Source organism: Rhodococcus sp. SMB37 (assembly GCF_004345605.1).
Taxonomy (GTDB): Bacteria; Actinomycetota; Actinomycetes; order Mycobacteriales; family Mycobacteriaceae; genus Rhodococcus.
Map to the genome: position 1 here is coordinate 151,245 of NZ_SLVY01000003.1, position 12,426 is coordinate 163,670.

Sequence of the window (12,426 nt, forward strand, 5' to 3'; positions counted from 1 at the left end):
ACCTCACACCGTGATGTGATGTCGCCCGACCGGCAGCACCATCGGCTTACCGGAGACAGGGTCGGGGATCACACGGCTGTCGAGCCCGAACACCGCGGCGACGGTCTCGCTGGTGAGCACGTCCGCCGGATCACCCAGCGCATAGATGCTTCCGTCTGCAATCGCGACGAGATGATCGGCGTATCGGGCGGCGAGGTTCAGATCGTGCAGCACCATCACGATCGTCGTGCCGCGGTCCCGGTTGAGGTCGGTGAGCAGGTCGAGTACCTCCACCTGGTGACTCACGTCGAGGAAGGTGGTGGGTTCGTCGAGCAGCAGCACGTCGGTCTGCTGGGCCAGCGCCATCGCGATCCAGACCCGCTGGCGCTGCCCACCCGACAGTTCGTCGACCGAGCGCTCGGCGAGTTCGGTGATCTGGGTCGCGGCCAGCGCATCTGCGACTGCCGCATCGTCCTCGCGACTCCACCGCGACAGGACGCGCTGGTGCGGATGCCTGCCCCGACCGACGAGGTCGGCGACGACGATCCCCTCCGGCGCGATCGGTGACTGCGGCAGCAACCCGAGGGTGCGGGCGAGCTGTTTCGCGGGCAGCTTGTGCACGTCCTTGCCGTCGAGCAGCACGTGCCCGCCGCGAGGGGTCAGGAGACGCGACATCGACCGCAGCAACGTCGATTTGCCGCACGCGTTGGCTCCGACGATGCATGTGATCTTCCCCGGCGGAACGTCGAGATCGAGGGAGTCGACGACAGTGCGATTCCCGTAGCCGAGTTTCAGGTTCTCGACCGTCAGAGTGTGCGATGCGGTCACAGCGAGCCTCCCGCTCGGTTGGAGCGAATGATCAGGTAGACGAGGTACGGCGCTCCGAGCGCACCGGTCACGACACCCACCGGGTAGCGGGTGCCGAAGGCGTACTGGCCGATGAAGTCGGCGACGAGCACCAGCAGAGCGCCGACGAGCGCGGCCGGGACGAACAGCGACGTGCCCTGCCCGATGATGCGCGCGGCGATCGGACCCGAGAGGAACGCGACGAATGCGATAGGTCCTGCAGCTGCGGTGGCGAACGCAATGAGTCCGACGGCCGCGATGATGGCCACGAGTCGGGTGCGCTCGACGCGCACGCCGAGTGCCTGAGCGGCGTCGTCGCCGAGTTGGATCATCGACAGGTTTCGGGTCTGCCCCAACAGAATGGGACCGAGAATCGCCAGGGCGGCGATCACGGGCAGGGTCGCGCCCCACGTGGCGCCGTTGAGGCTGCCGGTGAGCCATCGCATGGTCTCCTGCAGGTCCCATGCAGCTGCGGTGCTCAGCAGGTACGAAGTGACGCTCTCGAGCATGGCCGCGATGCCGATCCCGATGAGGATCAGCCGCGTACCGGCGACCCCACCGCGATACGACAGTGCATAGATCAACAGCGCCACACCCAGCCCCGCGACGATCGCGAAGATCGACACCTGTGTGCTCCCGAGCCCGAGCACAATGATCCCGAATGCGGCCGCGGCACTCGCTCCGGCGCTGATTCCGATGATGTCGGGGCTCGCGAGCGGGTTACGTAGCATCGTCTGGAACGTGATGCCGCCCAGGCCGAAGCAGACTCCCGCGACCACAGCAAGCACAGCGCGTGGCAGGCGGAGTCGACCGACGGTGAACGTCGCGCCCGACACGTTCTCGCCGAGGATCACACGGATGATGTCGGACGGCGGATAGAAGGTCTTCCCGAACATCAGGCTCACGACGAATGCGGCGACGACGAGTGCCCCGAGGATCCCGATCACGATGCGACGACGTCGCCCGCGACGCACACGGCTCGCTGCGACTTCGTCGACGTCGGGCTTGATGGTGATGAGTGTCGCTGTCACAGTTCTCGGAGTTTCTGCCGTCGGACGATGTACACGAAGAACGGTGCGCCGATGAGCGCGGTGATGATGCCGACGTCGATCTCGCTGGGTCGGGCGACGATGCGGCCGACCACGTCGGCAGCCGTGAGCAACCCGGCTCCCACCAGCGCGGAGAACGGCAGCAGCCACCTGTTGTCCACGCCGATCAACAGCCGGCACAGGTGCGGTACGACCAGTCCGACGAAGGCGATCGGCCCCGCGATCGCGGTGGCCGCACCGCACAGCAGCACGGCCCCGAGCGCCGCGAGACCGCGCGCGAGCGCGACACGCTCACCGAGTCCGGCAGCCAGTTCGTCGCCCAAAGCGAGAGAGTTGAGGCTGCGCGCCGACAGCAAGCAGATGGCGAAGCCCACGATGAGGAAGGGCAGCGCCTGCCCGATGACGTCGAAGTTCGCGCCTCCCACACCGCCGATCTGCCACGACCGCACATTCCCGGCGATGTCGTTCCGCGGCAGGATGATCGCGGTGATGAACGACGACAGTGCTGCCGCGGTGGCTGCGCCGGCGAGCGCAAGCCTGAGTGGCGTGGCCCCACCGCGACCGAGCGAACCGATCATGTAGACGAACACCGCGGTGATCCCGGCGCCGAAAATTGCGACCCACAGCATCGCGGTCTGTGTCCACAACCCGAACCACGCCATGCCCACGACCACCGCGAGCGACGCACCCATGTTGACGCCGAGGATGCCGGGGTCGGCCAGCGGATTCCTGGTGATGCCCTGCATCACCGCACCCGCCAGACCCAACGCTGCTCCGACGAGTAGCGCGAGCACGGTTCTGGGGATGCGTTTCGCGATGGCGCCCTGACCGATGTTGTCGGTCGACCCACCGAGCGCGGCGATGATGTCGGCCCATTCCACATCGCGCGACCCGATGGTCACCGACGCAATGACGAGGAGCACGAGCACCCCGAGTAGAACCATGAGCCACGCAGAGTTACCGAGAGCCGAGCGTCGCGGAAGTGCGGCGCCCGGCGTCGGGGGTTGTTGTACTGAGGTCACTCCGCGTTCGTCTTGCCTGCTGCTTCGGCGAGCATGTCGGCGTAGTCCGAGAGCACCCACGAGATGGCGAGCGGAGTCGGGTTCGCGGCCGTACCGAGCGGGCCGGATCCGTCGAGGAAGACGATCGCGCCGTTGGCGACGGCGGGCATCTGCGACAGCAGCGGGTCGGCCTTCAGGGAGTCGACGAGCGCCTGGTCGCCGTAGGTCACGATGATCTGGACGTCGTCGAACACGTCGACCTGCTCGGCGCTGACCTTCTGTGAGAACTCGTCGCCGGTAGAGGCGTCGGCGACGCTCTTCGGTGTGGACATGCCGAGGTCCTCGAAGAACGCGGCGCGCGTGTCGTTCGCGGTGTAGAAGCTGACCTGGCTCAGGTCGGCGGTATCGACGTGGGTGAGGAACATCGTCGCCTTACCGTCGAGCTCCGGATGCGCGGCCGCGGTGTCGGCGATTTCCTGTTCGAGGCTCGCAATGAGCTCCTGGCCTTCCTCTGCCATGCCCATGCCCTCGCTGTTGATCGCGATCATGTCGCGCCACGCTGTCGCCCACGGGGCTTCCGGGTATGCGACGACGGGAGCGATCTCGCTGAGGGTGTCGTAGTCCTCCTGTGTCAGTCCGGAGTAGCCGGCGAGGATGACGTCGGGGTTCGTATCGGACACGGCTTCGAAGTCGATGCCGTCGGTCTCGTCGAACAACACGGGGGTCTCGCCGCCGAGTTCTTCGAGCTTCTCCTCGACCCACGGCAGCATGCCGTTGCCGTCGTCGTCGCCGAAGTTGGCGGCGGCCATACCGACGGGCACGACTCCGAGTGCGAGCGGCACCTCGTGGTTGGCCCACGCGACGGTGGCGACGCGCTCCGGCTTCGCGTCGAGCGTGGTGGTGCCGAGGGCATGCTCGATGGTGACCGGGTATTCGCCGGACGCGGTGGCGGTGTCGGTGGTCTCCGAGTCGGAGCTACATGCCGACATGCCGAGTGTGACTGCGACCGCGGTCGCGGCCACCGCCAGGAAGCGCTTTGAACGCATGGAGACGAACTCGCTTTCGTGCAGGTGATGCCCACATCCGGACTCGGATATTAGGCGAGGTTTGCCTAAATCTAATGTTTACCGTCCCGAGACGCAATCGCGTGATCGGGCCACCAGATGTTGCGATCGGGTCACACCCTTCGAAGATCAGCCCGCCCGGAACGTCGCGGGAGTCGCACCGGTGACTCTCCGGAACGCCGCACCGAACGCGCTCACCGACCGGTAGCCCATCCGCTCGGCGACCTCACCCAGTTCGAGACCGTGCCCCAGAAGGATCACCGCACGCTGCGCGCGCACCGCCGCCACCCATCGCCCGAAGCTCAGCCCCGTCTCCGCACGGAACGCGCGGGTGACGGTGCGACGGCTGACACCCAGTTCCTCTGCCCAATCCGACAACGTTCGCGGGTCACTGGGGTCCTCGCCGACCACCTCGACAATGGGTCGCAGCAGGGGTGACGTCGGCACCTGCACCAGCAGCTCGTGTTCAGCGGGCGCGAGCACGTCGATCACCATCTTCTCCGTCAACGACCTCGACGCTCCGTCCAGCGACTCGTCGGTCAGGCGATCGAGCAGCAGACGCAGCAGCGGTGTCATCTCGACGGCCACCGCGCCGTCGGACAGCAGCGGTGCATGATCGATACCGAAATGCGCAGTGCGATACCACGTTCCCGTCGGCATGATGCCCCAATGCAGCCGGCCCGCCGGGATCCACAGGCCGATGCTCGGTGTGATCGTCCAAGTCTGGGAGCCGATAGTTGCACTCGATGCGCCGCGCTCGTTCCACAACAACTCGTGGGTCGGATGTGAATGCTCCTCGAACCGAGTGTCGCGTCCGATGAGCTCGTCCATCCCCGCGATCACGAACGGCACATCGATCGCCCCGGCAGCATAGATCGGCAGGGATCGACTCTCCATGGTTCCTCCTCGATCCAGGGTGTTCGGCGATCAGTATGTCGCGCGCGACGAACGGTCCGCGTTCGGACCCGTGCGACGACCTGCGGCGCGACAATGGATCGGACCCCCTTCGCTACGAAAGGCGCACCCGTGTCCGAACACAGCGAAACATCCGTCCTGATCGTCGGCGCCGGCCCGGTCGGGCTGACGGCAGCTCTCGAGCTTCGCCGCCGCGGAATCGACGTCGTCGTCATCGATCGCCTGCCCACACCCGCGCATTACGCGAAGGCCGTGGGCATCCAGCCACGAACGCTCGAAGTGTGGGATGCAATGGGAGTGGTGCGGCCCGCCCTCGACCGCTCGACACCGATGCACGGGCAGATCGTGTTCGTCAACGGAGCCGAGGTGATGCGCCTCGACCTCGAACTCCCCGACGACGTGCCGTACCGGTTCACGTGTATGCCGCAGTACGCCACCGAACACGTTCTGCGACGAGCCTTGGCCGAACACGGCACGGCGGTACGCCGCGGTGTCGAGCTCACCGGTTACGAGCAGAACACCGACGGCGTCATCGCGACTCTCCGCGATGGCGACGAGACGACGCGACTCACCGCCCGATACCTCGTCGGCTGCGACGGCGCACACAGCGCCGTCCGCAAAGGCCTGGGAGTGTCGTTCGAGGGCGACGCGTTCCCCGAGGAGTACATGCTCGCCGACGTCGAACTGGACTGGTCGCTACCGTCGGGGTACGGAGTGCGCGCGATGACACAGGAGGACGGTACGACCTCCGACCTGATGGTCTGCATCCCCTTGCCCGGCGACGGCCGCTATCGTGTGTCGTCGTTCGTCGCCCCCGACCTGGCCACCACCGCCGAGGCCGGCGCCGTCACCCACGGCCTCGAAGGAAAGCACCCTCCCACCCTCGGGCACATCCAGGCCGTGGTGGACCGACTCGCTCCGGAACCGACCACGGCTCGAAACATGCTCTGGTCGTCGGTGTTCCGGATCAGCCACCGCATCGCCGGCAGCTACGGAACCGAGCGCGTGTTCCTCGCCGGCGATGCCGCACACATTCATCCACCCACCGGCGCGCAGGGCATGAACACCGGCATCCAGGATGCCTACAACCTCGGCTGGAAGCTCGCGCTCGCCGTGAGCGGACACGCCGCCGACGGTCTGCTCGACAGCTACGACGCCGAACGTCGTCCCATCGGCGAAGAAGTGGTGGGCCGCACGGTGCGTCACGCGCGCGAGGGCATCGGCCACGGCGAGAGCGACGCCGAGACGATCATCATGCGGGAGGCCCAGCTGCTGCTCGGCTACCGCGACAGTGCGATCGTAGACGGCCGATCCGACTCGAGTCCGGCTCCCGGCGACCGCGCACCCGATGCCCGCGACCTGCGGCAGGACACAGTTGCCACCCCGCTGCGGCTGCACGACCTGCTTCGTCATCCCGGGCACACGGTGTTGTTGTGGGCCCCGACCGCGGCAGCCGTGCCCGCTCTCGCCTCACTCGCCGACACGACAGTCGAGCGCTTCGGCGACGTGGTGCGCGCCTATACCGTCTCCCCCGACGCCGACCCCGCCGACGGACGAGTGGTGCGTGACGAAAATGGCAATGTCACACGGCTGTACGGTTTCGCTGCCGCGCCCGAAGCCGTCATCGTGCGACCCGATGGATACGTGGGTTTCCGCACGAGCGAACCGAGCATGGACCGTCTCGCCGGCTACTTCGAGAACATCGTGCGCATCGGATCGTGAGCTATCCGCCGGGTTCGACTATCGGCACGATGAATTTCCGCGCGATCGCCGCGAGCTGGTCGTCGTCGTCGAGGTCGACGAGGGCGGTGGGGACCATCAGGAACGACGCCGAAATCCGCACCATCATCTCGGCGGTGAGATCGATGTCGACCGTGTCCGCGATCGCCCCGACCTTCTGCTCACGACGAAGTTGCCGTGCGACGAACTGTCGCGCGATGACGAGCATACGGCCGTCGCTGACCATCGAACCCGCGAACAAGGTCGGTTCTGCATCGAGAAGACCGCCGATCAACGGGTTGGTCCGGATGGCACGCAATGAACTCACGAATCCCAGCACGATGCGCTCACTGACGGTCCGGGCCGATCGGATCTCGACGAGGAAGCTGTCGAAGTAGCGACGGAACTCGCGAAGCAGCACCTGCTCGACGAGCGCGTCCTTGGATTCGAATTTCCGGTAAAGCGTGACCCGGGACAGATCGGCCCGTCGGGCCACTTCCTCCATAGATGAACGTTGGATACCCGACCGGCAGAACTGCTCGTAGGCAGCGTCCAACAGGCGTGCGCGCACCGTGTCGACTTCGTCTGCGCGTTCGACAGCCTCGAGCAACGCGCGCTCGAGCAGGGACTCCGAAGTCGACATCCGGGCGTGTGGCCGAGAATCCACGATCACCTCCTGGGCATCCGAGATTACACGCCGCGCGATACTGCAATTTCACAAAACTGCACACGTGCGTCATCACACCGTGCTAGAAAATGATACGCAGTAACGAATCTTGTAACCCTGTTTCTCTGCATCTCACCGGGGGTAGATGGCATGGCAGACTTCAGTCGACGAAAGATCCTGCAGGCGGGTGGGGCGCTGAGTGCGCTCAGCGCGATCGCCCTCGCGTCGCCCGCCAACGCACAGCCCTGGAGGTGGTCGCCGGCGGGCTCGATTCCGGGCACCGGCAGCGGCGCAGACCCGAGAACCGTCTGGGACACCGAAGCCGACCCGCTGGTCGCGTCGCTTCTCGACCGCGGCGACGTACCCAGGGTCAACCAACTTCTCCGGACGTGGACGAAGAACGGGCAGCCGCTGCCCGATGGACTCCCGCCCGACCTGAAGGACTTCATGGAACGCCACCGGCAGCTGCCGGAGTGGGCAGATCGGAACAAACTCGCCACTGCCGTGCGGTTCAACGAGAAGCGAGGTCTCTATCTCGGTGTGCTGTACGGTTTCGCCAGCGGCATGATGAGCACCGTCATCCCGAAAGAAGCCCTCGCCGTGTACTACTCGAAGGGCGGCGCCAACATGAAGCGCCGCATCTCGAAGACTGCGAAACTGGGCTACGACATCGGTTCGCGCAACGCATATCTCGACGACGGTGAAATGATCGTGACGGGTCTGAAGACCCGGCTGGTACACGCCGGTGTACGACACCTGCTCCCGCAGTCACCACATTGGGATCAGGCTGCGCCGGAGAACATCCCGATCAGCCAGCACGACATGATGGTCACCTGGCACAGCCTGCCCACCACCGTCATGCGCACACTGAAGCAGTGGAAGGTGCCCATCCCTGCCGACGAGTCCGAGGGTTTCCTCCACTCCTGGCAGATCAGCGCGCACATGCTCGGGATCGAAGACCAGTACATCCCCGCGACGTGGGACGATGCCGACGCCCAAGCCCGAGAATCGCTGGATCCGGTTCTTGCTCCCACCACCGAGGGACTCAAACTTGCAGACATGCTCCTCGATCTCGGTGCAGGGCTCGATCTCACGCTTCTCAGCCGGCCCATCCTGGGCGCCCTCACGCGTTTCATGCTCGGCGACGAGATCGCCAACTGGCTGAACATCCCCCGGGAATTGTTGTGGGACAACCTGCTCAATGTGGCGTGGGGGCCTTTCATTGCGGTGCGGGAAGGATTGCTTCCCCTGCCGCTGGCACCGGAAGCGTACTGGACGTTCGACGAACTGCTCCGCCAGTTCGTTCTGCTCTACATGTCCGAACTACAGACGATCAGCATCGAGATCCCGGAGTTCAACAACCCGAACTACCCCTGACCGATTCCCGAGCATCACTCGGAGGTGTGCACGAACTTCCCCCCACGTCCACAGCTTTCCACTGGTTCGAAACCCGTGGAATGCCGTGCGTGGGGAGGAAAGTTCAGCCCAGCAGGGATGATGGACGCATGCCTTTTGCTGATGAGCTCATCGGGCCACACGTCGCCGAACAGCTGACGACGTCGATCCAGGACGCCGCACCTGAACAGCCGTTACGGGAGCTTCCGCGCGCCGCCCACGAACTCGACGGATTGTCCCTGCGCGAGCGCGCCGATCTTCTGCGCGACGCACTGCTGGCGGACGTCCCCGGAGACTATGCCACCCTCGCCGCAGTCGTCCGCGGCGCCTACCACCACACGCCGGATTTCGGTGGATGGTTGCTCTGGCCGGTCACCAGCGCTGTCGCCACCAGGGCCGTACACGACAACAGCGACGCGGCATTCAGCGATGCAATGGCGCTACTGGCGGAGTTGACCGGCCGCCTGACCTCCGAATTCGCCATCCGGACACTGCTACGTCACGACCTCGACCGAGCACTCATCATCGTTGCGGAGTGGACAACGTCGACCGATGAACACGTCAGACGGTTGGCCACCGAAGGGACCCGGCCCTACCTTCCCTGGGCAGTGCGGGTTCCGGAGATCGTGTCGCGGGGCGGCATCACCGTCCCGATCCTGGACGCCCTCTACCGGGATGACAGTGAGTACGTGCGTCGCTCGGTGGCCAATCACCTGAACGACCTCAGCCGCGACGATCCCGATCTCGTCGTCGACACCGCACGCAGGTGGCTCGGCGACCCGACCGACACGACGACGGCGCTCGTTCGTCACGGCTTGCGGACGCTCGTCAAACGCGGCAATGTCGGAGCACTTGCCCTGCTCGGCTTCGCGCCGGCATCGGTCGATGTCGACGGTCCTCACATCGTCGCCGCGCGAGTGCCCTGGAGCGGCACGGTCCAATTCACTGCGGCTCTCCGCAACACGGGTACGGAGCCGGCGCGCCTGGCGATCGACTACGTCATCCATCACCGCAAGGCCAACGGCGCCTCGAGCACGAAGGTCTTCAAACTCACCACCCGCGAACTGGACCCCGGGGAGCAATTCACAATCGACAGGGAACACTCTTTCCGGCCGATCACCACCCGCCGCTACTACCCCGGCGAGCACGCCGTCGCCCTCCAGATCAACGGCGTCGCGACGGCCCCGGCCCCCTTCGAACTGCTCCCGGAAAACGGGATTTCCGCACGGTGAGCGATGCTGCCGAGGTCAGCCCGCGAGCACATCACAGCGTTCACGACACCTCCGTCGTTCAACGAGGATTGGGGCCTTCCACCAGGGGCAGCGACTCGTCGGCGGTCCACGCGTTCAGAGACCCGTCGTACACCGCAACGTCGGAACGCCCCGCCACCGCAAGCGCATGTGCAAGACCTGCTGCGGCGATCCCGCCACCGCAGTACGTCACCGGGTGCACCTTCGGATCGAGAACACCCGCCTTCTCGAACACTGCACGCAACTCGTCGGTCGGCTTCAGACGTCCGGTCGCCGGATCGACGAGATCGCCGAACGGGATGTTGATGCTGCCCGGAATGTGGCCGCGACGAGGGTACGACGGGCTCTCGCCCCGATAGGTCGCGGGGTCGAGGGCATTGATGATGAGTGTGTTCTCGTCGTCGAGAGCACCCGCGACCTCATCGGTGGAACGCACCAACTCGGGACGGCGGTTCGTCGTCAGGGTCGTCGCATGCGGGATCACCTGTTCATCCGACACCGGGAACCCTGCCGCCTGCCAGGCGGGCAGTCCACCGTCGAGGACAGCGACGTCGTCGAAACCTTCGAATCTCAACTGCCACCACAGGCGCGCCGCCCAGACTCCGGACGACTGGTCGTACACCACGACCCGACGCCCCTGTCCGATCCCCACCGCACCCGCGGCTGCCGCGAAGCGTTCGGAGGACGCTGCGGTGAACGGCAGCGGAGCCAGGTGCTCCGAGAAGTCCGTGAACAGGTCCGCGTACACCGCACCCGGGATGTGGGCTTCGAGGTACGTCGCGAGACCGGGCTCGATGTGCACGGACCCGTCCGGCGGCATGGTCAGGTGGGTGGTCGCGTCGACGACGACCAGGTCTTCGTCACCGACCTGTTCGTACAACCACTCCGGGGAGACGGTGTGCGGCTTGTGTTCGCTCATCGAACCCTCCTCTGCTCTCGGTGTCTGCTCCAGTCGAAGCTTTCTCCAGTAGAGCACTCTCCGAGCTCATGCTCTGACCGCATAGCCCATGTAGGAGATCCCGGTGAACCTCGTTCGTCCGAAGTCGAGCCGGCGACTCATCTCTCCCCACGGGAGACGGCCTCGCGCAGCCCGCGTCATGTCGAGTAACCGCAGCGGATTCGTCGACCGCGGGCCGAGACCCACGATGTCGCCGGCCTGCAGGCCGTGGCGTCCCATGACTTCCACGAGCTCGCCTGGCCTCACGCACATCGACCAATCGTGGATGGCGGTGTCGAACAGCCGGGTCCACCGCCATTCCTGCATCATCTTGATCGCGACGAGTTTGCTGGTCGTGGTCCGGTTGATTGTGTCGAACAGGAATAGTCCTCCGGGTTTGAGGGCCCGTGCGATCTCATCGATCACCGCATCCAGGTCGGTCACGTGCTCGAGCACATCACAGCAGTACACGACGTCGAATTCGGTGCCGCGCACCGGTAGCTTCTCACCGATGCCGAGCAGGTATTCGATCTCGAGTTCGCCCTCGGCCGCGTGGGCGCGTGCCGTGGCCAGCGATACCGCCGACGGGTCGACGCCCACTACACAGAATCCGACCTTCGCGAACTCTTCCGCCAGGAATCCACCACCCGATCCGACATCGAGCGCACGCATCCCCGCGTACTCGCGGCCTACCCGATCTGTGAGCACCTCCCGGAAGTACGCGAACCGACCCGGCGTCAGGCTTCCGTGCAGCAAGTTGAGCGGATTGTCTTCGTCCCACCACGTGGCGCCCACTCGGTTGTACACATCGTTGTCGATGGGCACGGGAGTCACCTGCGCATCCTCGAGAAGGTCGTCTCCTGGACCTGTCCCTGCCAAGCTACCTCCCGGTGCCGGGATTCCCACCGGTTCTGCACCGACGGGAGCCCTGACAAATTAAGGAAACTGCAGGTCGGTGCTCCACTTCCCACAGTGTGGTTACGTGGTGTGATCGTGAAGGTGCGGAACGTACACCAATTGCTGGGTGCGCCCGTCGAAGGTTCGTGCCTCGATGAGTTCGAGATCGAAGTCCGCGGCGCCGGCCCAGATCGGATCGAGCCCGCTCGCGCCGGTGATCACCGGGAAGACGACGACCTCGATTCGGTCGACGAGACCAGCAGCCATGAGCGCACGATTCATCGTCATGCTTCCGTGCGAGCGCAACGGCAGGTCGGATTCGGCCTTCAAACGAGGGACCGCGGTGAGTGCATCCTCAGCGATGAGGGTTGTGTTCGGCCACTTCAGAGGCCCTTCGAGCGTGGTCGAGAGAACGACCTTCTGCATCGCATAGAGCCAGTCGAAGCTCGGATCGTCGATCATTTCCGACAGCTTCGACCACGTCCGGTAGGTCGTCGCGCCGAGCACGAGGATCTTGTCCGGTGAGAAGACCTTCTCGCGATCCGCGACCAGTTCGGGGCCTTCTTTGCCCCAGTAACCGGGCCAGACTTCCGACGATCCGTATCCGTCGAGTGTGGAGAACACATCGAATGTGTAGGTAGCCATATCGGTCACGCCTCCGCCCAGGAGATCGATACGTTGAACAGCTCCGTTCACATTGTGACACC

At 65.3% G+C, this 12,426-nt stretch carries 12 protein-coding genes; 3 read left to right on the forward strand and 9 right to left on the reverse strand.

Going from position 1 to position 12,426, the window contains the following annotated elements; translation table 11 throughout:
* Positions 1-3 precede the first annotated feature (3 nt).
* The 5 genes from EV641_RS06460 to EV641_RS06480 form a co-directional block, all read right to left on the reverse strand.
* Positions 4-807, reverse strand: coding sequence for an ABC transporter ATP-binding protein (locus tag EV641_RS06460; protein WP_132471198.1), 804 nt, complete (start codon positions 805-807; stop codon positions 4-6).
* A complete protein-coding gene (locus tag EV641_RS06465; RefSeq protein ID WP_054719748.1) occupies positions 804-1,856 on the reverse strand; it encodes an iron chelate uptake ABC transporter family permease subunit in 1,053 nt (350 codons plus the stop codon). The genes EV641_RS06460 and EV641_RS06465 overlap by 4 nt, the downstream gene beginning before the upstream one ends.
* Entirely contained in the window at positions 1,853-2,818 is a 966-nt protein-coding gene (locus tag EV641_RS06470) for an iron ABC transporter permease (protein WP_132471365.1), read from the reverse strand. The genes EV641_RS06465 and EV641_RS06470 overlap by 4 nt, the downstream gene beginning before the upstream one ends.
* 74 nt (positions 2,819-2,892) lie before the next feature.
* Positions 2,893-3,921: an iron-siderophore ABC transporter substrate-binding protein gene (locus EV641_RS06475; protein WP_054713145.1), complete on the reverse strand. Its 1,029-nt coding sequence runs from the start codon at positions 3,919-3,921 to the stop codon at positions 2,893-2,895.
* A 147-nt stretch (positions 3,922-4,068) separates the two neighbouring features.
* Complete coding sequence (locus tag EV641_RS06480) at positions 4,069-4,836, reverse strand: AraC family transcriptional regulator (protein ID WP_132471199.1); 768 nt, start codon at positions 4,834-4,836, stop codon at positions 4,069-4,071.
* A 129-nt stretch (positions 4,837-4,965) separates the two neighbouring features.
* Here EV641_RS06480 and EV641_RS06485 point away from each other — a divergent pair, with 129 nt between their 5' ends.
* On the forward strand, positions 4,966-6,576 hold the full coding sequence (locus tag EV641_RS06485; RefSeq protein WP_241996886.1) for an FAD-dependent oxidoreductase: 1,611 nt from the start codon (positions 4,966-4,968) through the stop codon (positions 6,574-6,576).
* A 1-nt stretch (position 6,577) separates the two neighbouring features.
* Here EV641_RS06485 and EV641_RS06490 read toward each other — a convergent pair whose 3' ends face one another.
* Positions 6,578-7,240 carry a TetR/AcrR family transcriptional regulator gene (locus tag EV641_RS06490; RefSeq protein WP_241996888.1) on the reverse strand — a complete coding sequence of 221 codons (663 nt, stop codon included), beginning with the start codon at positions 7,238-7,240 and terminating at the stop codon, positions 6,578-6,580.
* A gap of 150 nt (positions 7,241-7,390) precedes the next feature.
* Between EV641_RS06490 and EV641_RS06495 the strand changes: the two genes are divergently transcribed.
* Both EV641_RS06495 and EV641_RS06500 read left to right on the forward strand, forming a co-directional pair.
* The gene (locus tag EV641_RS06495) at positions 7,391-8,617 is read left to right on the forward strand and encodes an oxygenase MpaB family protein (RefSeq protein WP_054805755.1); all 1,227 of its coding nucleotides are present in this window, start codon (positions 7,391-7,393) and stop codon (positions 8,615-8,617) included.
* Between the two features lie 128 nt (positions 8,618-8,745).
* Complete coding sequence (locus tag EV641_RS06500) at positions 8,746-9,867, forward strand: DNA alkylation repair protein (RefSeq protein WP_132471200.1); 1,122 nt, start codon at positions 8,746-8,748, stop codon at positions 9,865-9,867.
* A gap of 58 nt (positions 9,868-9,925) precedes the next feature.
* On the opposite strand, the gene EV641_RS06505 is transcribed toward EV641_RS06500, so the two are convergent.
* From EV641_RS06505 to EV641_RS06515, 3 genes are all read right to left on the reverse strand, one after another.
* Entirely contained in the window at positions 9,926-10,804 is an 879-nt protein-coding gene (locus EV641_RS06505; RefSeq protein ID WP_132471201.1) for a rhodanese-like domain-containing protein, read from the reverse strand.
* A gap of 66 nt (positions 10,805-10,870) precedes the next feature.
* Positions 10,871-11,656, reverse strand: a complete 786-nt coding sequence (gene ubiG / locus EV641_RS06510; RefSeq protein ID WP_132471202.1) for a bifunctional 2-polyprenyl-6-hydroxyphenol methylase/3-demethylubiquinol 3-O-methyltransferase UbiG — start codon at positions 11,654-11,656, stop codon at positions 10,871-10,873.
* 144 nt (positions 11,657-11,800) lie between these two features.
* Positions 11,801-12,364, reverse strand: coding sequence for a dihydrofolate reductase family protein (locus EV641_RS06515; RefSeq protein ID WP_054805757.1), 564 nt, complete (start codon positions 12,362-12,364; stop codon positions 11,801-11,803).
* Positions 12,365-12,426: the final 62 nt, after the last annotated feature.